Origin of the sequence: Bacillus sp. ISL-78 (genome assembly GCF_018613455.1) — a bacterium.
GTDB lineage: Bacteria > Bacillota > Bacilli > Bacillales > DSM-1321 > Peribacillus > Peribacillus frigoritolerans.
Window position 1 is genome coordinate 339,205 of sequence record NZ_JAGGQC010000002.1, and the last position, 20,789, is coordinate 359,993.

Below are 20,789 nucleotides of genomic sequence, written 5' to 3' on the forward strand. Positions count from 1 at the left end.
TGTGTGGTTTCTTACTTACATAATATAACAAATTATTCAGAATTTATAGATTTTTTGCCATTCAAAATAAAAAAGCCTAATTAGGCCTTTTCATTTCGCTTATACATTATTATCATCAGGACTTCGAGATATCCAGGAAACCTTCACCGAATACGTCCCGAACATCATGTATGGCTATAAAAGCATTGCTATCCGTTGACTGAACTATTCTCTTTAACTTTAGTACCTCTTGCTTACTTATAACGATATATAAAATATCCTTGGATGCTTTTGTATAGTATCCATGACCACTAAAAACAGTGACCCCCCGGTCCATCAATTCGGTTACTTGTTTTGCAATCTGGTCCGCTTCATTCGAAATGATGGTGATCGCTTTTTTCGGATTCAATCCCTCAATGATGAATTCCATCGTTTTTGTTCCAATATAAAGCATAAGGATAGTGAGCATCAGACCTTCTGCGCCAATGATGAAATAAGATGAGAACGCAACGATTAAATCGAAAAACAGAAGTCCGTAGCTTAAGCTCCATCCCAAATACTTATTCGTAATTCGGGCAAGGATCGTCGTACCGGCAGTAGTGCCTCCAACACGAATGATCATGCCAATTCCTGCACCGGCAAAAACCCCGCCAAATATGGCATTGATGACCAATTCATCTGAAGATATCGTCCAGCTTTCGGTTAAATGAAGGAAAAGTGAATTAAAGGCAACGGCTACGATTGTATATACCGTTGTCATTTTAGACAAAAATTTATAACCGACAATGAGCAGGACAGCATTAATGATTAAACTTAACAGCCCTGGTGACCATTCAAAAAGATAAAACAGAATGATCGTTATCCCTGTGACTCCTCCCTCACCAAGCTCATTGGGAATGACGAAAAGATTTATTGCCAAAGCGAAAATAAAAGCTCCTATTAATATAAAGAAAACATCCAAAGAAATCTTTTTCATATTTATACCCTTCCTTTATGTAATGGTTAATGTGAATTCTGTTAAATTTCACTGCTCTATAGTAACATGGAATTCCATTTAATCCTTCAAAGATTTCAAGGTTTAACAAAAAGACTACCTTGGAAGTTAGATTATCTTCAATGAATGAGCTTAATACATATTTTTATATACATTAGCTTAACAAAACCACCGCTGCCCGATCCTCCATAAACTTATTTTTAATGGTTAGATTCATGTTCCTGGCTGGGATCTAAATAATATACCGGCTTTTTCCAGTCCTTGAATTCTCCCAGATTAATGGATCATTACTTTATTCCCATGCTCGTTTTCAACGCTTGACAGTTTCATTGAGTCATGATTAGAATGTTTTATATGTTAACCTATATTAATTTTAGTTGACATATAAAAAGGAGAATGGCCATGCACAGTGAAAAACGTTTACCTTGTTGGGAAGAAAAAATAAAAAAAGAACTGGCTCATTTAGAAGAAATTTCGCAAAAGCGTGAACTCGTATCAACAGAATGTGCCGAACAGCCTTGGCTTACGATCAACGGGTGCAGGATGCTTAATCTAGCTTCTAATAACTATCTAGGATATGCAGGAGATGAGCGGCTGAAAAAGGCTATGGTTGATGCCGTACATACATTTGGTGCAGGAGCAACGGCTTCACGTTTAATTGTTGGCAATCATCCTCTTTATGAGCAGGCTGAACAAGCTCTTATCAATTGGAAGAAGGTCGAAGCAGGACTCATCATCAACAGTGGATATAACGCGAACCTTGGAATAATCTCCACCCTGCTGTCCCGTAACGATATGATTTATAGCGATAAATTGAATCATGCAAGCATTGTCGATGGAGCTCTTTTAAGCAGAGCAAAGCATATACGCTATCGTCATAATGATTTAGATCATTTAGAAGCATTTTTGAAAAAATCTCCGATTGAAGCACGTAAATTAATCGTGACGGATACGGTTTTCAGCATGGATGGTGACTTCGCTTATCTTGAAGACCTAGTTCGGTTAAAGGAGCGTTATAACGCAATGTTAATGACTGATGAAGCACATGGAAGCGGCATTTACGGTAAAAACGGTGAAGGCTATGCCGGTCATCTCCATTTACAAAATAAAATAGATATCCAAATGGGAACATTCAGTAAAGCGCTTGGTTCATTCGGGGCCTATGTTGTCGGGAAAGAATGGCTCATCGACTATTTAAAAAATCGCATGCGCGGATTCATCTATTCAACTGCACTTCCCCCAGCCATACTTGGTGCTATAAAAACAGCGATTGAACTCGTACAGCAAGAACCGGAACGCCGCTCACTGCTCCAAACACATTCAGAATACTTTAGAGAAGAACTCACAAATTACGGGTTTAACATTTGCGGAAGCCAATCACAAATTGTTCCTATCGTCATCGGGGAAAACGAAAAAGCGATGGAATTTGCTGCACGTTTGCAAAAAGAAGGAATTGCCGCTATTGCTGTCAGGCCGCCGACCGTTCCTGAAAATGAAGCGAGAATCCGGTTTACCGTAACAGCCCTCCACGATAAAAACGATCTTGATTGGGCAGTTCAAAAAGTTTCGATCATTGGAAAAGAAATGGGTGTTGTTGAATGAAGCAGCCGAATTTAGTCGTGCTTCCTGGCTGGGGAATGGAAAAAGAGGCGTTTCAACCGTTAATCAAACCGCTGTCAGAACTATTTCACCTTTCATTTATAGATTGGAGAGATATGAAGGCACTAAATGACTTTGAAGAACGAGTCATAAACACAATCGCTCCCCTAGATGGTCCTGTTTATTTATTGGGCTGGTCATTAGGATCACTAGTATCACTTGAACTTTCAAGTTCTTTCCGGGAAAGAATAAAAGGTTTTATCCTTTTTGGCGCAACAAGTCGGTTCACTACAGGAGAAAATTATTCATTTGGCTGGGATTCTCGAATGGTCGAGCGCATGAAGAAACAACTGCCGCGCAATAAAGAGAAGACTTTGACTTCCTTCTATGAAGCGATGTTTTCCGATGCTGAAAAAGAAGCAGGTTTTAATCATCAATTCACCAAGATCATTCAAAGCGAGTTTCATGGAGATGATGTGTTTTCGCTTCTGATTGGTTTGGATTATTTACTTCAGAAAGATGCTCGTGCAAGACTCGGCCGGATTGAAGCCCCCTTTTTAATGCTTCATGGGAGGGAAGACAAAATTTGTCCACTTGAAGCATCATCTTTCATTAAAGAGAATTTGGGTGGGAGAGCCAAGGTTCGTATTATCGAAGGTGCTGGTCATATTCCATTTTTCACAAAACCAGAGGAATGTATGGAGCAGATAAAAACATTCATTCAAAAGGAGTACGTTCATGATAGATAAACGATTGTTAAGCAAGCGATTCAGTGAACACGCGAAAACATATGATGCGTATGCCAATGTTCAAAAAAACATGGCAAAGCAATTAGTGGATTTGCTTCCTCAAAAAAACACCAATCATAAAATCAATATTCTTGAAATCGGCTGCGGCACCGGTTACTTAACTAGGTTACTCGTCAAAACATTCCCTAATGCCGCCATTACGGCTGTTGATTTGGCACCCGGTATGGTTGAAGTGGCAAAGGGATTGACAAAGGAAGACCGTGTTACATTTTTATGTATGGACATCGAAGAAATGACGCTAAATGAAAATTACGACTTGATTATTTCCAATGCAACATTTCAATGGTTGAATGATATTCCTGCAACCCTTGAAAAACTTTTTACACGATTAACGGCGGAAGGAAGCCTGATATTTTCAACGTTCGGAATAGATACCTTTCAAGAGCTTCATAGGTCATATGAACAAGCGAAAGAAAAGCTTCAACTTTCCATGGATAGTTCACCAGGCCAACCGTTTTACACTCTGGAAGAATTATCCCAAGTTTGCCAAGCAGCAATCCCCTATCCAGCAGCAGCTCCAATCGAGATTACAAAAATAGAAAAGCTTGAACTGGAGTACTTTCAGACAGTACGTGAGTTTTTCACTTCAATTAAAAAGATTGGGGCTGCTAATAGCAACAAAGAAAACTACTGCCAGCGCCCTTCCTTTTTTCGAGAGTTAATTAACATATACGACACAGAATACCGAAATGAATCAGGTGTGAAAGCAACCTATCACTGTTTGTTCTTTAAAATAAAAAAACAAGATCAATCCGAATATAACCCATCTGGGATACAAGCAAAATATTATACATAATCGCAAATCTTTTATATAAAGTAACGACTAGCATTCCATCCCCGTACTATCGGTTGACCATCCCCTTCAAGCAATTCGGGCCGCCGCCACTCCTAATTCCTTTGGGGAGGCGGCGGCTTCTTTACATATCACTTCATCCAAATACCTTGCCATCCGTAATATTGACCACTCGATCACATAAATCCAACATTCTTTCATCATGCGTTACCATGATGGCCGCTTTATTTCTTGATTTCACTTCATGTGCAAGCATTTCAACAACATCCCTGCCTCTTTTGGAATCAAGACTTGCGGTTGGTTCATCCGCTAAAATGATTTCTGGATCATTCATCAGCGAACGGGCGATTGCTACACGCTGCCGCTCACCGCCCGACAGTGCTTCTGGCAGGTGATCTGCCCGATGTCCAAGTCCAAGGTGGCTAAGCAAATCGTCCGCTTTTTTCACAGTTGTTTTATCTCGCTTGCCGATCAATTCAGAAAGCAGCAGAAGCTGATCTCGTACGGAGAGATATGGCACAAGATTCGACGATTGGAATACAAACCCGATCTTTTCAAGGCGTACCCGAGTCAATTCTTTTGGGGATAGTGTTGTAATATCCTCACCATTCAGCAGTAAGCGGCCTTTGCTCGGGGATAGTAACGCACCTGCTATTGAAAGGAAAGTACTTTTTCCTGAGCCCGAAGGACCCACAATCGCGACGAATTCCCCCGCCCTTACATTCAGGGAAATATCATCAAGTGCCATTACCCTATTATCGCCTTCCCCATAAATCTTACTGACGTTTTCAAATAATAGTTTATCCCCCATCATGATACCCTCCCTATTGCTTCGATCGCATCTATCTTCGCTACTCGGTATAGTGATAGCAGTGAACCCAATACGGATACAGCCAAAAGTAACACGGAATATTTAATGACCAAATCGGCACTTAATTCAAATGGCATTCCTTCCGGCATGATTAAAGTGACGCCGTATGTCAGGGCAACGCTGATGGCTATGCATGTCACGGCAAGCAGCATTACTTGACCAACGATGCTTTTTGCCAAGTAGCCCGTATTTGCCCCGAGGGCTTTAAGGACTCCAAATTGATTCGTCTTCTGCAAAGTAATCACATAAAAGAATACGGCCAAAACGAAAGCTGCAATGACAAACAAAAAGGCAATCATCATCGTCAATGTACCCTGTTCCTCTTTGAACCCTGGTATACTCTGAAGTGATTCTTCTTTCGAAATGAGCGTTACACCTTCAGGCAATGATTCACGTACATTCTCTTCCGACTTCGAGTCCATTTGCACGGCTATTGCGCTGATTGAGTCTTTACCTTGATTTTTCAATCCAGGGTTAATCTCCTGCCACCCCTTAACATTCATGTAAACTGCCGGTGTATGGCTATAAGACTGCTTTTCAGTAAAACCAACAATGGTGAAAACATTACCAGATAGGTCATCTTTGAGTGAATCACCCAATTTATAACCGACATCTTTTAAAGAACGATCTGCAACGACTTCACCTTGTTTCTTATTGTCATAGCTCGTTCCTTCTATGACCTTCGGTGCTAGTATTCCACTGGCATCGGTCGCAAAAATCGTGACATCCGTTTTCTCCGAAGAGCCGACTTTATTCAATGTGATCATCATTTGCCCAAGTCCTTCGGCTGCTTTAACATCCGATATAGCCCGGATTTCATCCAGCTTTTCCATCGATATGATCGATCGGTTCAATTTATTTTTAGAGTCATGCTCCATGACGAAATAATCAGCCTTCATGTTTTGTATGGATGAAGCATTATCTGAAGAAAGTCCATTAGCTAATCCTGAAATGATAAAAACAAGCAAAGCGACCAATATCATGATCAGTCCAATCAGCAGATAACGTAACTTTGAATGCTTTAGTTCACGTATTGCCAAAAACATCATTTCATCTCCCTTTTCTTTTGTTTACCAATCAAGTCCTGCTTCAATCGGTATGACTCGATTGTAAACACTCAATATGAATGGAAGATGAACAACTGATTACATAAAGGGCAGCCGTATATAAAAAGTGGTCCCTTTCCCAAGTTCACTTTGGACTTCAATCGTTCCCCCATGAAGTTCAACCGTCTTCTTCGTGATCGAAAGTCCTAATCCGCTTCCGGTTTCACTCCGGTTCCTCACTTTGTCGACTTTATAAAAGCGATCAAGGATATAAGGAAGGTCTTCTTCTGGAATTCCGATGCCCGTATCCGCGATCATCACTTCAACAGTACTGCCTATGCTTTTAATCCGAATATCGATCGAACTGCCGCTTTCCGAGTATTTAATGCTATTGGTTATCAAATTCGTCCAAACTTGATTTAAAAGTTTCTCATCTGCAGAAATGACGGTGGACGGCAAATCCATTTCGATCACCATATCCTTTTCCCGCCAATTCCATTCCAGCATGAACAACACCTGCCGGATTTGCTGCGCTAAATCAAACTTCGACCGCTGCAGCGGATCATCTACTTTATCCAACGAAGCAAGCATGAGCAGCTGTTTGCTTAACGACGACATGCGCCTGCTTTCTTTTTCAATGATGGATAAGTACTGATTTCTTTGTTCTTTTGTTAATTCCTCCGATTGGAGGGTTTGGGAAAAACCTTGGATGGATGCAAGCGGAGATTGAATTTCATGAGATACATTCGATACGAACTCCTGCCTCATATCATCCAACCGCTGTATGCTTTGAGTCATTTTCGAGAAGTGCTGGGCCAAGTCCCCTATTTCATCGCTTCGGGAGACATTCAATTCACTACTATAATCCCCATCGGCGATTCTTTTTGTAGCCTCCGTTAATTTCGTAATCGGCTTAACGATGAAACGCGTATTAATGATCACAAATAAAAAACTGAGAAGGAGCGTCAGTACGAGCAAAACTGCTAGGAAAAAGCGAAATTCGCCAAACTGCAGCTCTATATTGGGCCTTACAAACAATGCATGCTTTTCGCCATTCACGTTCATCGGGACCCCAATGCTATTAATTAATACATCTTCAAAAAACCCCGTAATAAATAACCCATTATTATAATTGGCGATCCCTTGATAGGTATTCCCATTCAAAACTCCGGAAATCGTGTCGCGGTCCAAATTCGTTTCCCGAAACGGCTCACCATATAATGTTCCTTCACCCTGCTCATTAAATAGATACATTTGATAGTGCAATCCTGCTATATGGGTTAAATACTCATCAATATCCTGATCAGGATTCTCCTCATATAAAGAGACGATCTCACTTGCGACTTTGCTTATCTTCTCACCATTGTTGGGTTTTTGAACCTTATGATAATAGACATTGGAAATTAAAAAAGCGATGACACTGGCGAGCACCATGATCAAAATGGTTTGAATAACTATCCTGAAATAAAGTGTTTTCACTTCTTGTTGACCTCCAGTTTATAACCTAAGCCACGGACAGTCGTTATGACAAAGTCATCGGTACGGCCGGAAAAACGTTCCCTCAACCGTTTAATATGGACATCAACCGTTCGATCATCCCCTGCAAAATCAGCACCCCACACCAGTTCAATAAGCTGCTCACGCGTAAAGACCTGATCAGGAAAACTTCCCAACTGAGCCAGCAGCTCAAATTCCTTAAGCGGCAGGAGCAGCGTATTCCCCTTTATTCGCACTTCGTAACTTTTACGGTCAATCACCGTTTGATTCAATGAGATTGATTCAGAATTCACCATACGGTATCTTCGCAATAGCGCCTTTATCCGAAATAGAAGCTCCCTTGGCTCAAATGGCTTTACCAGGTAATCATCCGTACCAGCAAAGTACCCCTTTTCCTTATCGATAAGTTGATCTTTAGCTGTCAATAAAATGACCGGCAGATCATATTGATCCCGGATTTCCTTACAAAGATCCAGTCCGTTTTTATACGGCATCATGATATCGACAACAGCCAGATGGATCCGTTCCTTCTCCAGTAACAAGGAAGCTTCATTACCATCCTTCGCTTCCGATACCATGTACCCTTCCTTTTCCAAATGAAATTTAAGCAATTCCCGAATATGCCGATCATCATCCGCAATTAATATATGTATCAAAGAAACCACATCTCCACTTCTTTTATAGCCCTGGCTAAACATACAATAGCAATAATTAAACCTGTAAAACAACAAATACTAATTCAATTTCCGGTTCTATATAAATTAGTTTGCCACTAATATACAGCACCCTCTTATTTTTTTAAAAAAATAAAGTCAAAAGCGAACAGAATCTAAAAACCCTGTCCGCTTTTTTCCTATAGTAAACCGTCATATTCACACTAGTTCAGCCCTATTGATATTTTTATTGCCCAAAAGGGTTTTAAATATTCTGAATATAAACTATAATTGTTTTATTTTAAAACATCTAGGAGGTCACTATGGGAGTAGTAGAGAAAATCAGCGGATTTGCTGGTAAAACGTTTACCTTATGGGTCATTTTATTTGCAGTTATTGCGTATATCTTACCTAATCAGTTTATATGGATTGGAGACTATATTGTTCCATTACTAGGAATTGTCATGTTTGGCATGGGACTTACATTATCAGCAGCGGATTTTAAAGAAGTATTCCGACGGCCGAAAGAAGTCGCACTAGGGGTAGCAGGTCATTTTATCATTATGCCCTTATTGGCATTCGGATTGGCAATAGGGTTCGATTTGCCCAAAGAAATCGCTGTTGGCGTTATTTTGGTAGGATGTTGCCCTAGTGGAACGGCTTCAAATGTCATGGTGTTTCTTGCGAGAGGAAATGTTGCGCTTGCAGTTGCCATTGCTTCTGTTTCCACTATTCTTGCGCCTATCGTAACGCCCCTGCTTATTCTGCTCTTGGCAAGTAAATGGGTCAACATCAGTATTGGGTCATTATTCATTTCGATCATTCAAGTGGTGATTATCCCACTGATACTAGGATTTCTTGTTAAAAAGTTTTTCGGCAAACAGGCAGAGGCTGGTGCAAAGGCTTTACCTCTAGTATCTGTCATTTCCATCGTTCTGATCGTATCTGCCGTAGTAGCTGGCAGCCAAGATCAGCTGGCTAAAACAGGCTTGCTGATTTTTGCAGTAGTCGTTCTTCATAATGTTCTTGGGTTTTTACTCGGCTTCTTCTTTGCTCGTTTATGCGGGATGGATTTAGCTAAGCAGAAAGCTGTTGCAATGGAGGTCGGTATGCAGAACTCTGGTTTAGGTGTAGCCATAGCAACAGCCCACTTCTCGCCTTTGGCCGCTGTTCCAAGTGCCATTTTCAGTGTTTGGCATAACATATCAGGTTCCGTTCTGGCCTATATCTTCAGTCTCATGAAAGATAAAAAAAATGTAGGCACCGATAAAAATAATTCGATAAAAACAGACGCATCATAATATGTTGGAATGAACAAAAAAACGCTTTTCAGTAAATGAATTAAAAAAGCCGATTGAGTGAATCGGCTTTTTTTGTGCATTTATCATCAGAATATTGAACATTCAAGGGAAAATGACAATATTCAAAGCCCAAAAATAATGAACTTACTGCCTTGTTGTGGTTATTTTTTAGAACTACCTGCTATACTACTAGATGAAAGTAAGTTATAAAATTTGCTAATGATTCGGGTTATAGTAATTGACTATCATTTTAAGGATGAGGGAATATAATGTCACCAAAAATAAAATCTTCAAGAAAAATAGCTAGATATTCACTAATTATCATGGGGGCGGGTTATATTGGAACCACTCCATTTCAAGGTACATTGCCGCTGGATTTATTACATGGAGGGTTTGAGGCTGGCTTAGTCGGCGGATTGGCAGATTGGTTTGCAGTCACTGCATTATTCCGCCATCCGCTTGGATTACCAATCCCCCATACAGCCCTTTTGCCCAACAATCGTAAAAGAATGACAAATGCACTTGTTTCGATGCTAAAAAACGACTGGCTTTCTAAGGAAAGTATTCAGGACAAAGTAAAACATATTCCTTTTACTGAAAAATTGATCCCTATTTTAGGAAAAGAGATTCAAAGTGATACATTTAGAAAAGTCCTGATTAAACTGATCAAGCAAATGATTGGTTATATAGATATAGAAAAGATTACACCTTTCGTTGCAAAAAAAATTAAAGCATCACTTTCTAGCATAGACATGAGCAAGATTCTGCATTTAGTAAGTTCAGAGTTACTTAACGAAGAGTTTGATAAGAAGGCTTTGGATCATGTTTTAAAAAAAGCTGAAGATTGGTTAGGAAAAAAAGAAACCAGTCACCGACTTGGCACTGTTTCCATGGATGTACTCAGCAAGATTGAACTGGAAGGTATGCTTCAGTTCGCCGTTAAATCCATTCAAAGTCTACTTAATGAAGAGAAACTTGGTAATATCATCCAAAACCTGCTATTAAGTGTCGTAAATAATTTACAAAACGAGAAAGAACCAAATAGAGAGGCTTTAATCTTATATATCAGGAAAGAGATACAAGGCATTAACCATAACCCAGAACTGTTGGAAGGAGTTGAAAAATGGAAAAAACAACTTCTGACAAAATGGGAGCCTGAGGCGACACTAGAGGGAATCCTAAAACAAATTCAACAAGAAGCATTGGATTTCGTCGAAGGTGAACATTTCATGGATGCTTACCTGACTCCAATGATTCATCATATACTGGACAATATTAAGGAAAATAGCACCCGCATCGATCAATGGATACAGAAACAAATTACTGTTCTCATTGAAAAAAATCATACACAAATCGGCAATCTTGTACAAGAAAATTTAGATAAGCTAGACAACGAAACGCTGATCGACATGATGGAAAATGGTGTAGGAAAAGACTTGCAATGGATTCGTGTGAACGGAGCGGTCTGCGGTTTTATCATAGGGCTTATCCTAACAGGTGCACAGGCTCTGCTTAGGCTATTATAATCCAGGCATAACGGCAGTATACAGTCGTTACCAAATCAACTGGGACTGATTCGTTTTTCTGAAAATGAAGAGATAAACTAAAAGCCAGCCAAGGTTTTCATGAAACACCTCGGCTAGCTTTTCCTTTTTATCAATAAACTTAGATTACAGGTACACATATAAATCAAAGCTCCACTTAAAGCAAGGCTTCAATTAACTAAGGGTTGGATTGCTGAACACTAAGCCAGCCATCAATATGATCCAAATTAAAAATCAGCAAATTATCGATGGGTCTGAGATGGGGGATCTTTTTATTTAATATTAGATCATTGATTTCCTCTTCGGTAATTGGATAATTTACCGACTCAAGGTAAATCATCAAACTTTTTATACCATAGGCTTTCCTCATTTAATCACCTCCCACCAAATTCTCCTTATTCAACATAAAGAAAACTTAGTGCTAGATATTAAATGAAAGACCGCTTAATTCTTATTACCCACTTTTTGAAGAAATAATCGCTTTTACTTTATGTAGGCGCTTTAAATCAGGAAATTAATCTAATGTATAGGGGTTCCTTTCTTCGATTATCTCCACTTCATCCCATTCCACTGATTTGGAGTACATATATTTATCTGTTCGTTCAAACCCCAACTTTTTAGCAAGTTCAGTGTTTGTTGTATCCAACAATACTTTTCCGGTTCTTCTTTCTTCAGAAGCTGGAAACACCTCTCCCTTATATTTTGCCTTTGAATTTATCTTAAATAAATTTTCTACCTCTTCTACAGAAACATTTTTAATATAAATATTTTCATCTAAATGTTTGAAACCTTGAGATAGATCAGATTGTTTATTACTAATTAATCTTATTGATTTATCTTCCAGTAGACTAAAACTATACTCGCTACCATTATATATTGCATACTTTCCTTTTCTTATCATAGTTTTCTCCATTTCAAACTTTATCAAGCATGGAATAATTCTCTAATTAATTTTTCGGCTTTATGTAATTCTCCTAATAACGGATTTTGATAGTCATTATAACTATCCATATAAGCCCTTACGCCGCCAATAATATTTAATTCCCTTATAACTTCATTACACTCCATTACATCCAATGCATTCTTATATCTTATATATATAAGTTGTAAAACGCCGCTAGTAATTTCATTACTATAATTTTTTTCAAGATTATTTATCACAACTTTTAATTGATCGATTAACTGCTTTTTCTTATCCATTTCATCTTCCTATCTACTCGCCTATAAAGGAGACCCCTAACAAAACAGTTCCAAAGCTCATTTGAGGGGATAGTACAATAAATATAATCACGTTTGAAATGAAGAAATTAATCTAATGAATAGGGTTTCCTCTCCTCGATTATTTTCACTTCATCCCATTCCACAGATTTGGAGTACATATATTTATCTGTCCGTTCAAACCCCATCCTTTTAGCAAGTTCAGTGTTTGTTGTATCCAACAAGACTTTTCCGGTTTTTCTTTCTTGTGATGCTGGAAACACCTCTCCCTTATATACAGCATAGGGATTAATAGAATATAATTCTTTAACTTCATTTACACCTACTATTTTCGTGTAAATATTTTTTTTATAATAAGTAAAGCCATTCTCCATATCTTTTTTATCATTGCTAATTAATTCAATAGCTTCCACTAAATCAGATTCTATGAATCTATACTCTCTCCCATTATAGATCGTATACTCACCTTTTCTTATCATTTTTCCACTCACTCCATTATTTAATTCTCCATCACCCAAATTCAAACGGCTTCGCTCCCCGTTTAACATAGCAAAACTGGACTCTGTACATATGAAGGAATTACATCAAGCACCATACTTTTCTTTAATGGCTTTATCTGCACAAAAACTATGGAATTGGTTGATTAATTCATCAATATCTTCTTTTCTGATGATTTTCTCAACCCATTCTTTAGGAATGTCGTCCATTTTATAGTACATACCTGCCATTGTTCCTGTAATGGCACCTACTGTATCCGTATCATCCCCTAGATTCACTGCTTTTAAAACGGCATCGCTAAATGAATCTGAATTTCCTAAGCACCAAATGGCTGCTTCCAATGTATGAACGACATAACCATCTGACAGAATTTCTTTTTGTGGTAATGAAAAGAAATCTTCCTCAAAAATCCTTGAATAGGATAGCAGCTCTTTTTGGTATATATGATCTTTATCAAAATTCTCATCAAAAAGTTTTTTTGTTTGTCTTATTGCATCTTCAGGAGAATTATTATAATAAAGTCTAAGTAAAAACTCGACATAAATAATGGAACCTACCACAGAACGCGGATGTGCATGGGTTACTTCCGTACACTTTTTAATGGTTTGGATTTTTTCAATGAAATTAAAGTTATTAACAAGGATAAATGCTACTGGAGCGATCCTCATCAACGCCCCATTCCCATTATCAAACATGGCATTTCCGCCACATTCTGGTGCCGGGGTTCCATTTCTAAACTTGATTATGGCTTCACTGGTCGATCTGCCAATATCGAACATTTCATGATGTGGTGTCCAATAGCCAGATTCCATATACTGAACGAATTTTTGCATGAGCTCCGCTGAATCGCCTTTTTCAATTAAGTTTTCAATTAAATATAAAGTTAACGAAGTATCATCCGACCAAGTGCCTGGCGGCTGATTATAGGTTCCATATCCCGTTATATCATTAATAGTGAAAGTCCCTCTTTTTTTAAATTCAACAGGAACACCAAGCAAGTCTCCGATAATACCGCCATACATACTCGGTAATAATCTTTTCTTAATGGCTAAACTCATAAAAATCTTGTTATCGTCTTCCCATCTGTCTACCATTCTTCTGCTTGTCATTCTTACACCTACTTTTTGTTTAAATACTATTTCGTCAGCATTCAGTAATCCTTGCTTAATTCAATGTACTACAGATTGATTAAGGTAACACTTTAGTTTTATAAAAACTAATACCTATACTACAAAATTACTATAGGTTTTTCCCTTTTATAAAAAAACCTTGAATGGCTTTAGCCACTCAAGGTTTCATTTTATTCTAGCAAAATACGGTTTTCATTTTCGATAATCTTAACTATGTACCTCGGCTTGCAACGGTTTTGGTAAAATGGATAAGTAGTCTGGTTTTAAAATCAATTGGATTATCTCCAATTATTCTACTTCCCTATTTCCCCCAACGTTATCATATATAAAAATTTGAAAATTCGATCCTCGTTACCCTTTTCGATAATTGAAAAATTTTGTCTTTCATCCACATTATACAATATCCAATTTCCATCTTCAAAGTAACAACCTGTTGAAATTGGTACATTAGTTTTTCTACAATAACAATATTGAATTCTTGTAAATCTACATCTAACTCTTTTATCTTATTTTCATATTCATTTCGTTTCATTTTACCTTTGGAAATAAAGTATGCTTATTCCTGCATCACTGGACCTTGGATCATACCATTGGGTTATCTTACCCCATTCAAATACATTTTCAGACAATATTCCCTCAGGATACCCAATTTGTTCTGTAAGCCATTCGCCATGCTGAGATAGTTTTTCTTCATAGTCCCATTGGTTAATGGATGGATCATTAACCTTTAAACGTATTCCCTTTATTATATTATTCTCAAAAGAAATTCTAACAGAAAATCTTTTGCTTCCCAACTGTATGGGCCTTAAGGAACCAACTGTTGCTTGTTCAGACTGCCTCTTCCTAACCTCAAAATTGGGATTTGTTGCTAATGACTTCTCAAAAAAATCTAATTTTGTATCTTGGTTAACTTCAATTCCTTCTATTGTCAATGTTCCATTATTCAAATTATTCATTAACGAATCCCCATTTCAAATAAATCAGCATTTTCTATCGCTTCATTAATTTCATCCATTTCCGCTTTAGTTAATTTAAAATTTTTCAATTTGATAACATTTGGATCCTCTGCTATCTCTACAAAAGTCTTACTGATAGTTTCGTACATGTACTTACCACTTTCATCTTTTTGTTGTAACAATATTGGATTAAATTCTATTCCATTTCCTCTTAATTTTTGTTTAGTTACATCGTCCAGTACAGGATTTACTTTTCCTTCCCTAAGTAAATCTTCAAAATCCGGTGTGAATATTTGCTCTAAACCGCCTGATCCTAATTGAGGATTCGCATCTGTCATACCTCTAGCTGATGGTAAATCATCCATTAATTCGAATTTAATGACCTGAAATTTATAATCTCCCGTTCCATCATCAAATTCTCTAGGATTAACTTGAACACCTTGAAATAATTTTTTTGAATCTCCGTCTACACTGTCTAAAACCTCTTTTGTAAAACAATAACCAGTTGGTCTTGGATATCCAGCAAATAAGATTGTGCCTTTTTTCAAAATAATATCCTCATATGTATCTATACCAAAGTAAGGATGAGAACCTTGCCATAACCTTGCTCTCTGTGAAGGCTGAAGAATGGTCTTATTTTTTAAAGTAGCTTCCTCTATTACACTCCATTTTAAATTTTCCAGTTCTCTTATCGTGATATTCGGCTTAACTTCCTTTAAAACTTTTTCAACAACTTCTCCATCGAGCATTACCTTAGTTCCTATAGAATTTTGTTTCTTAATTACATACTTTAATACGTCTTCAACAGGTTTAGGATTTGGATGTTTCGCTATTTCCTTAGCATATTTTCTTACTACTTTATTTTCCTTTAATAAGTCAGTAGTTTGATAGATTGCATTCTTAGCCTGTAAATGATCCACATACTTCGCCGCACCTGCCACACCGCCGATTCCGAGTGCCATCAACAGCCCGTTCTGGCGCTGTTCCTCGGTTAGCTGGTTGCCGAACATGTCTTTGCCGGTGACCGCTTCGCCGAGGCCGTTGGCTGCGAGGAGCCCGTATATTCCGTATTCGGTTTTCTGGAGGAGGCTAAAGCCTTTTGTCGTTTTATAGGCATCGAGCGCGTGGTTCGCTGCGTTGAGCCCTTTCGCCGTTTTGTAGATGGCGCTGCCGCCCTTGATGGCCCGGCCGGCCCAGCCGACGACGGGGATGAATCCAGCGGCTGCCATGGCGCCTGCGGCGATTCGTTCGGCATCGGACAGCTTGCGGCCCGTTACTGGATCGACTCCGGTCGAGGCCCTGATTGAATCATAATATCCCGTGAATTCCCCTGTAAAGGTTTTTGTCGTATCCCAGGCCTTTTCGTACCATGGGCGGTTTTCGAGTTCTTCCATTTCCTGTTCGATTTTCCGGGCTTCTGCTTGTTCCTTTTTGAAGGTTTGATAGTCTTTCATCTGACCGGCGACTTCATCCTTCACTTGATAGACGTCACTATTCTTGAATGCCGATTGGTTGAATGTCATCGGCGAAATGTTGCCGTCCTGCTTCGTGGCATCAAGCAAGGCACGGAAGAGGCCAACGGCCACGTTTTCCTGCCCGATGGACACATCATATTCCTCGACCAATTGCCGGTCGACATTCTCGACCTTTGTCACGGTGTCATCCAGCCTGTGCCCGGCCAACGTGATTTTTTCATTAAAGTCCTTTTGGTCGAACACATCAAGAGGCAGGATATCGTCAATGCTGTTCAGGATCCTTTGAAGATCGTTCGCTTGTTGATCGACAAGCGACTTCGATTGGTTGATGCCGTTCGACACCTCGCCATCTAAAAAGGGAACCTCGACCACTGTATTTCCGGAGAGGTCAGCCTCTTCCAGACTGGCCGGAATGCCTTCCAAAAAACTGATCTGGGTCGTGAATAGTTCCATCCAGGCGTCCGCCACCTCGATTTGCGCTTCATAGAAGCTTTTGATGGCGGTAGCACCGGCTCCCTGAAACTCGTTATCCAGGCCGACGATGCCCTGAAATTCCTTTTTCAGGGCTGCGACTTCCTTCTTTAGTTCTTCATACTGCTTGGCGCGCGACTTGGTTGCGGCCGTCAATGTCTCGGCTTCATATATTTTCATCGCTGATACCCATGTGAAGACGTATGGGCGATGGCTTCATCCTGTTCTTTTAATAAGTCGATGTTGGCACGGGTATCTTCCACATTTTTCTGGACGATTTTGATATATTGCTCGAAGACCTTCTCCAGGTTCGTTTCGCGGTCGATCCATTTCGAGGTGAATTCCAATTTATTGTTGCCAAGCTCGCCTGCCGGCAAATTTCCAAGCGTGACTGTACCAAGTGCCGTCTTTACCTGATCGACTTGTTTCGTTACGGCAGGATGATTCAGTTTGATTGTCGTCATGAAAACAACCACCCTTTTAAATATGATATTTTGCTTTCCAATTGATCTATGACGGCTTCTCCTTTGCCTAAAAGAACATCCGCTTCATGGGCTATCGTACCTGCTGCACTCAGTGCCTTTTTCTCTATATTAAGCATCATGATTTTACCGTCGATTTTCTCTTGATAGTCATCATAATCATCATGAATGATCGTTGACATTGCCTTGTATGCATCACTGCGGGCATCTTGAAAGTCTTCTGCACGGTTTCCCGTCCAGCTTTTTGCCAAGTCCGGGTTTTTAATTTTAGCTATTTCCCCAAGACAAGCATTCTGTTCTTCTTTGATTTGTCTTTTTGCCTGCTCCAAACGATTGATTTTTTCATTAACATCGGACATTTTGCTGGAGAGGGCAGAGTGAATTTCACTCAATGAATTTGCATACACCTAAAAAATCACCTCAAACATACTATTCTCATTATGTAGACTGTCATATTTTTCATAATTTTTATTATAAGGATTATAGTCTTAGAGTTAAATAGGGATAAATAAGCTATTTATGCTAGGTATTTAGGGAATCCTTCCCATAGGCATCAATTCCGAATTAGACTTATTACCCCTTATTTTCCATTTTTAAACACAAGAAGAGGGTGCAGGCTGCACCCTCTGAATATTTACTGCCTTATCTGAATTCCTTTTCATTGAATAAATGCGGAACTTTCACCTTTTTCCCTTTTTTATGATGGAAATCAGGTTTTTTAGCTTCGATTTTCGCTTGGTCATAGACAGCTGTGCCGACAATCTCAGCAACATCTTGAAGCTTTTCTTTTGAGATTTTATCAATGGTATCATCAGGAGTATGATACCAAGGTTCTGATGGACTGTGGATGAATAAAGCAGCGGGTATTCCAGCCTCCGCAAAAGATACATGGTCACTTCTCCCGCCTTGTCCATATGGAGTCGGGTCTCCATTCAGTCTTGTACTTGATGCCTGGGCAAGCTCGGTTACAAGGTTCATTTCTCCATCATTAGTCAAAATGACCAAATCCCCGGCATCCCTGCTTCCTACCATATCCAGATTGAAGTTGGCAATGGTCCGCTTGATATCATCATCAGGGAGGCTCTCCACATAATGCTGTGAACCAAGCAATCCATTTTCCTCTGCCCCAAAGGTGACGAAGCGAATTTCCGTATCTGTAGGAAGATTCTTCAGAACACGGGCAAGTTCAAGGGTGACGGATGTTCCAGATGCATCATCATTCGCTCCGGGTGCCCCCGCGACGGAATCATGATGTCCAGTAATATAAATGATATCGCTCTTTTTTGCTTTATTGTTCTTTGTTGCTTTTTTCGTTGCCACTACATTGTACGAGGTTTTTTCTCCGGAATAAGCTCCTTCAATTTTTAATGATGCTGTCAATTTGACTCCATCATTCAATTTTTCCAAAAGGGCTTCTCCATCCTTTTTGGTGATCGTGACGGATGGAATAAACTTGTCATTATCCCCTCCGAGTGTCCCGTTTAATTCCCCATCTGCATTATTGAATAGGATGACTCCCGCTGCCCCTTTTTCCGCTGCATTCAATACCTTCTCTGCAAAAGTGAGGGTCCCTCTTTGTATAAGGGCAATTTTCCCTGCAACATCGGTTTCCTCAAGCTCTTCTTTCGTTCCTAAACCGGCATATACCACTTCACCGGATAGGTCCCCATTAACTGAATAGGTTAAATGATTCGCTTGGATTTCGCCATCAAATCCGGCAACGGACAGCTCGACCAGATTTGGGTCTGTATAAGATAAAAAATTGAACTCTTCAATATCGGCTTTATAACCATAAGATTGAAATTGCTTTTTGATGAATTGGACGGCTTTATATTCAGAATCCGTACCGGCCACCCGAGGTGTTTGTGAGAGGTATTCAATATTCTTGTAGATTTTATCGGCATCGATTCTTTTAATGACTTGTTTATCCGTGGATGGCTCAGATATCACCGGCGATGAATGCGGCGCTGCTAATGCGGTGGTTGTCCCGGCTGTTCCGAGTGTCAATGCTGTGATTAATGTTAACGACAGAAATTGTTTTTTCATAGATTGCCTCCCAGTTTAATAGTTTCTATCATGATTTTACAATATATAGAAATTACTAACTAGGTAGGTTTATCCCTATTCATGCATGTCTAAAGTACCTAATTTACAAATTCAAGAAATTATCAGGTGATTTGACCTACACTAAAAGTCCTTATCCATTCGATATTTTGTCATATTATATAAAAATACCTGTAATTCAAACAGGATTTTCGTACTTTTTCGGGAAAATAATACAGAAGATATTGAATTTTTACAGGGAGAAGGCGCAAAGATGTCGATAACTAAATTCGTGATGCCGGAAGTGATTTTCGGTAAAGGTTCGATTGAACAAGCTGGCGAGGCCTGCTTGCGGCTGGGTGCCAAAAAGGCGCTGATCGTAAGCGACTCCGGGGTGGCCAATGCTGGCTGGTTGGATAAAGTCATTGAATCCTGCCAAGATGCAGGCCTTGCTTTTGCTACCTTCATTGAAATGACGACCAATCCGAAGGACAGGGAGATCGAAGCCGGCTGTTTGACATTTAAAGAACAAGAATGTGATGCCATCATCGGTTTGGGCGGAGGCAGTGCTTTGGATGTTGCCAAAGGGGTAGCCCTTTTAGTAACGAATGGCGGCATCATCAGTGATTATGAAGGTGTTGATAAAGTCCACTCTCCCCTCCCGCCCATGGTGATGATCATGACCACTGCAGGTTCAGGTTCGGAAGTATCCCAGTTTTCGGTGATCGTCGATTCATTCCGCGAGAAAAAAATGACGATCATTTCAAAATCACTCGTCCCCGATATTGCAATAGTCGATCCTGGTACCTTAACCACCTTGGGACCGGATTTGACAGCAGCTACCGGAATGGATGTTTTAACTCACGCCATTGAATCCTATGTTTCAATCGCTGCGACACCTTTGACCGATGTACAAGCTAAAAACGCGCTTTCCATCGTTTCCCGCCACTTACGCCCCTCTGTTGCATCCAGGCATAATGAGGAAGCAAAAAAAGCGATGGCGATGGCGAGCCTGCAGGCTGGACTGGCTTTTTCCAATGCCATTTTGGGAGCTGCCCATGCCATTTCACATGCCATAGGCGGCAAGTACCTCCTTCCGCATGGTGAAATCAATGCGATACTCCTTCCCCATGTCATGGATTTCAATCGAATTGCCTCACCAAGGCGATTCAGCAAGATTGCAGACATCATGGGCATCGATACACGGGCATTGACGGAGCAGCAAGCAGGAATGGCTGCCATTCACTTCGTAAGGGAATTATCCCGGGATATAGGGGCTCCCAAGAGTTTAAGTGATGTCGGCATTACGAAAGAAATGATTGATCCCATAGGGATGACCGCCCTTGAGGATGCCTGCATGATCACAAACCCCCGTGATATGTCATTGGAACAGATTAATCAGCTGCTTCTTACAGCCCTATAAGAGGTGA

General features: G+C 39.7%; 21 protein-coding genes. 6 read left to right on the plus strand and 15 right to left on the minus strand.

What is annotated here, in order from left to right:
* Positions 1-115 precede the first annotated feature (115 nt).
* On the minus strand, positions 116-955 hold the full coding sequence (locus J7I96_RS02035) for a YitT family protein (RefSeq protein ID WP_214773741.1): 840 nt from the start codon (positions 953-955) through the stop codon (positions 116-118).
* 420 nt (positions 956-1,375) lie between these two features.
* On the opposite strand from J7I96_RS02035, the gene bioF reads away from it, so the two are divergent.
* From bioF to bioC, 3 genes are read left to right on the plus strand one after another with little or no spacing between them, the layout of a single operon-like run.
* Positions 1,376-2,575 (plus strand): 8-amino-7-oxononanoate synthase, encoded by a 1,200-nt coding sequence (gene bioF, locus J7I96_RS02040; RefSeq protein ID WP_214773742.1) that lies wholly within the window; start codon positions 1,376-1,378, stop codon positions 2,573-2,575.
* Positions 2,572-3,321, plus strand: a complete 750-nt coding sequence (locus J7I96_RS02045; RefSeq protein WP_214773743.1) for an alpha/beta fold hydrolase — start codon at positions 2,572-2,574, stop codon at positions 3,319-3,321. Before bioF ends, J7I96_RS02045 begins: the two co-directional genes overlap by 4 nt.
* Positions 3,311-4,177 (plus strand): malonyl-ACP O-methyltransferase BioC, encoded by an 867-nt coding sequence (gene bioC, locus J7I96_RS02050; protein ID WP_214923078.1) that lies wholly within the window; start codon positions 3,311-3,313, stop codon positions 4,175-4,177. The genes J7I96_RS02045 and bioC overlap by 11 nt, the downstream gene beginning before the upstream one ends.
* Before the next feature lie 133 nt (positions 4,178-4,310).
* On the opposite strand, the gene J7I96_RS02055 is transcribed toward bioC, so the two are convergent.
* From J7I96_RS02055 to J7I96_RS02070, 4 genes are all read right to left on the minus strand, one after another.
* Positions 4,311-4,988: an ABC transporter ATP-binding protein gene (locus tag J7I96_RS02055; RefSeq protein ID WP_214773745.1), complete on the minus strand. Its 678-nt coding sequence runs from the start codon at positions 4,986-4,988 to the stop codon at positions 4,311-4,313.
* Entirely contained in the window at positions 4,985-6,091 is a 1,107-nt protein-coding gene (locus J7I96_RS02060) for an ABC transporter permease (RefSeq protein ID WP_214773746.1), read from the minus strand. Before J7I96_RS02060 ends, J7I96_RS02055 begins: the two co-directional genes overlap by 4 nt.
* Positions 6,092-6,190: 99 nt before the next feature.
* A complete protein-coding gene (locus tag J7I96_RS02065; RefSeq protein ID WP_214773747.1) occupies positions 6,191-7,570 on the minus strand; it encodes a sensor histidine kinase in 1,380 nt (459 codons plus the stop codon).
* On the minus strand, positions 7,567-8,244 hold the full coding sequence (locus J7I96_RS02070) for a response regulator transcription factor (protein WP_214773748.1): 678 nt from the start codon (positions 8,242-8,244) through the stop codon (positions 7,567-7,569). Before J7I96_RS02070 ends, J7I96_RS02065 begins: the two co-directional genes overlap by 4 nt.
* Before the next feature lie 320 nt (positions 8,245-8,564).
* On the opposite strand from J7I96_RS02070, the gene J7I96_RS02075 reads away from it, so the two are divergent.
* Together J7I96_RS02075 and J7I96_RS02080 are read left to right on the plus strand one after the other, a co-directional pair.
* Positions 8,565-9,542, plus strand: coding sequence for a bile acid:sodium symporter family protein (locus J7I96_RS02075; RefSeq protein ID WP_214773749.1), 978 nt, complete (start codon positions 8,565-8,567; stop codon positions 9,540-9,542).
* Between the two features lie 269 nt (positions 9,543-9,811).
* Entirely contained in the window at positions 9,812-11,068 is a 1,257-nt protein-coding gene (locus J7I96_RS02080) for a DUF445 domain-containing protein (RefSeq protein ID WP_214773750.1), read from the plus strand.
* Between the two features lie 196 nt (positions 11,069-11,264).
* On the opposite strand, the gene J7I96_RS02085 is transcribed toward J7I96_RS02080, so the two are convergent.
* From J7I96_RS02085 to J7I96_RS02130, 10 genes are all read right to left on the minus strand, one after another.
* Positions 11,265-11,456 carry a hypothetical protein gene (locus J7I96_RS02085; RefSeq protein ID WP_214773751.1) on the minus strand — a complete coding sequence of 64 codons (192 nt, stop codon included), beginning with the start codon at positions 11,454-11,456 and terminating at the stop codon, positions 11,265-11,267.
* 144 nt (positions 11,457-11,600) lie between these two features.
* Positions 11,601-11,987: a hypothetical protein gene (locus J7I96_RS02090; RefSeq protein WP_214923077.1), complete on the minus strand. Its 387-nt coding sequence runs from the start codon at positions 11,985-11,987 to the stop codon at positions 11,601-11,603.
* A 23-nt stretch (positions 11,988-12,010) separates the two neighbouring features.
* Complete coding sequence (locus J7I96_RS02095) at positions 12,011-12,286, minus strand: hypothetical protein (RefSeq protein ID WP_214773753.1); 276 nt, start codon at positions 12,284-12,286, stop codon at positions 12,011-12,013.
* 107 nt (positions 12,287-12,393) lie between these two features.
* Positions 12,394-12,828, minus strand: a complete 435-nt coding sequence (locus tag J7I96_RS02100) for a hypothetical protein (protein ID WP_214773754.1) — start codon at positions 12,826-12,828, stop codon at positions 12,394-12,396.
* A 60-nt stretch (positions 12,829-12,888) separates the two neighbouring features.
* Complete coding sequence (locus tag J7I96_RS02105; RefSeq protein WP_214923076.1) at positions 12,889-13,911, minus strand: ADP-ribosylglycohydrolase family protein; 1,023 nt, start codon at positions 13,909-13,911, stop codon at positions 12,889-12,891.
* Positions 13,912-14,465: 554 nt separating this feature from the next.
* Entirely contained in the window at positions 14,466-14,888 is a 423-nt protein-coding gene (locus J7I96_RS02110; RefSeq protein ID WP_214923075.1) for a hypothetical protein, read from the minus strand.
* Positions 14,888-17,014 carry a ribonuclease YeeF family protein gene (locus tag J7I96_RS02115; protein WP_215048041.1) on the minus strand — a complete coding sequence of 709 codons (2,127 nt, stop codon included), beginning with the start codon at positions 17,012-17,014 and terminating at the stop codon, positions 14,888-14,890. The genes J7I96_RS02110 and J7I96_RS02115 overlap by 1 nt, the downstream gene beginning before the upstream one ends.
* Entirely contained in the window at positions 17,011-17,298 is a 288-nt protein-coding gene (locus J7I96_RS02120; RefSeq protein WP_034306007.1) for a YwqI/YxiC family protein, read from the minus strand. Before J7I96_RS02120 ends, J7I96_RS02115 begins: the two co-directional genes overlap by 4 nt.
* On the minus strand, positions 17,295-17,723 hold the full coding sequence (locus J7I96_RS02125; RefSeq protein WP_311315267.1) for a YwqH-like family protein: 429 nt from the start codon (positions 17,721-17,723) through the stop codon (positions 17,295-17,297). The genes J7I96_RS02120 and J7I96_RS02125 overlap by 4 nt, the downstream gene beginning before the upstream one ends.
* A gap of 235 nt (positions 17,724-17,958) precedes the next feature.
* Positions 17,959-19,362 (minus strand): M28 family peptidase, encoded by a 1,404-nt coding sequence (locus J7I96_RS02130; protein WP_214773758.1) that lies wholly within the window; start codon positions 19,360-19,362, stop codon positions 17,959-17,961.
* 271 nt (positions 19,363-19,633) lie between these two features.
* Between J7I96_RS02130 and J7I96_RS02135 the strand changes: the two genes are divergently transcribed.
* Positions 19,634-20,782, plus strand: coding sequence for an iron-containing alcohol dehydrogenase (locus J7I96_RS02135; RefSeq protein ID WP_214773759.1), 1,149 nt, complete (start codon positions 19,634-19,636; stop codon positions 20,780-20,782).
* The last annotated feature ends 7 nt before the right edge of the window (positions 20,783-20,789 follow it).

Excerpts from the sequence above, each read along its gene's own strand:
- J7I96_RS02035 (WP_214773741.1), bottom strand. The coding sequence starts at position 955 with ATGAAAAAGATTTCTTTGGATGTTTTCTTTATATTAATAGGAGCTTTT.
- bioF (WP_214773742.1), top strand. The coding sequence starts at position 1,376 with ATGCACAGTGAAAAACGTTTACCTTGTTGGGAAGAAAAAATAAAAAAA.
- J7I96_RS02045 (WP_214773743.1), top strand. The coding sequence starts at position 2,572 with ATGAAGCAGCCGAATTTAGTCGTGCTTCCTGGCTGGGGAATGGAAAAA.
- bioC (WP_214923078.1), top strand. The coding sequence starts at position 3,311 with ATGATAGATAAACGATTGTTAAGCAAGCGATTCAGTGAACACGCGAAA.
- J7I96_RS02055 (WP_214773745.1), bottom strand. The coding sequence starts at position 4,988 with ATGATGGGGGATAAACTATTATTTGAAAACGTCAGTAAGATTTATGGG.
- J7I96_RS02060 (WP_214773746.1), bottom strand. The coding sequence starts at position 6,091 with ATGTTTTTGGCAATACGTGAACTAAAGCATTCAAAGTTACGTTATCTG.
- J7I96_RS02075 (WP_214773749.1), top strand. The coding sequence starts at position 8,565 with ATGGGAGTAGTAGAGAAAATCAGCGGATTTGCTGGTAAAACGTTTACC.
- J7I96_RS02080 (WP_214773750.1), top strand. The coding sequence starts at position 9,812 with ATGTCACCAAAAATAAAATCTTCAAGAAAAATAGCTAGATATTCACTA.
- J7I96_RS02085 (WP_214773751.1), bottom strand. The coding sequence starts at position 11,456 with ATGAGGAAAGCCTATGGTATAAAAAGTTTGATGATTTACCTTGAGTCG.
- J7I96_RS02090 (WP_214923077.1), bottom strand. The coding sequence starts at position 11,987 with ATGATAAGAAAAGGAAAGTATGCAATATATAATGGTAGCGAGTATAGT.
- J7I96_RS02095 (WP_214773753.1), bottom strand. The coding sequence starts at position 12,286 with ATGGATAAGAAAAAGCAGTTAATCGATCAATTAAAAGTTGTGATAAAT.
- J7I96_RS02105 (WP_214923076.1), bottom strand. The coding sequence starts at position 13,911 with ATGACAAGCAGAAGAATGGTAGACAGATGGGAAGACGATAACAAGATT.
- J7I96_RS02110 (WP_214923075.1), bottom strand. The coding sequence starts at position 14,888 with ATGAATAATTTGAATAATGGAACATTGACAATAGAAGGAATTGAAGTT.
- J7I96_RS02115 (WP_215048041.1), bottom strand. The coding sequence starts at position 17,014 with ATGAAAATATATGAAGCCGAGACATTGACGGCCGCAACCAAGTCGCGC.
- J7I96_RS02120 (WP_034306007.1), bottom strand. The coding sequence starts at position 17,298 with ATGACGACAATCAAACTGAATCATCCTGCCGTAACGAAACAAGTCGAT.
- J7I96_RS02130 (WP_214773758.1), bottom strand. The coding sequence starts at position 19,362 with ATGAAAAAACAATTTCTGTCGTTAACATTAATCACAGCATTGACACTC.
- J7I96_RS02135 (WP_214773759.1), top strand. The coding sequence starts at position 19,634 with ATGTCGATAACTAAATTCGTGATGCCGGAAGTGATTTTCGGTAAAGGT.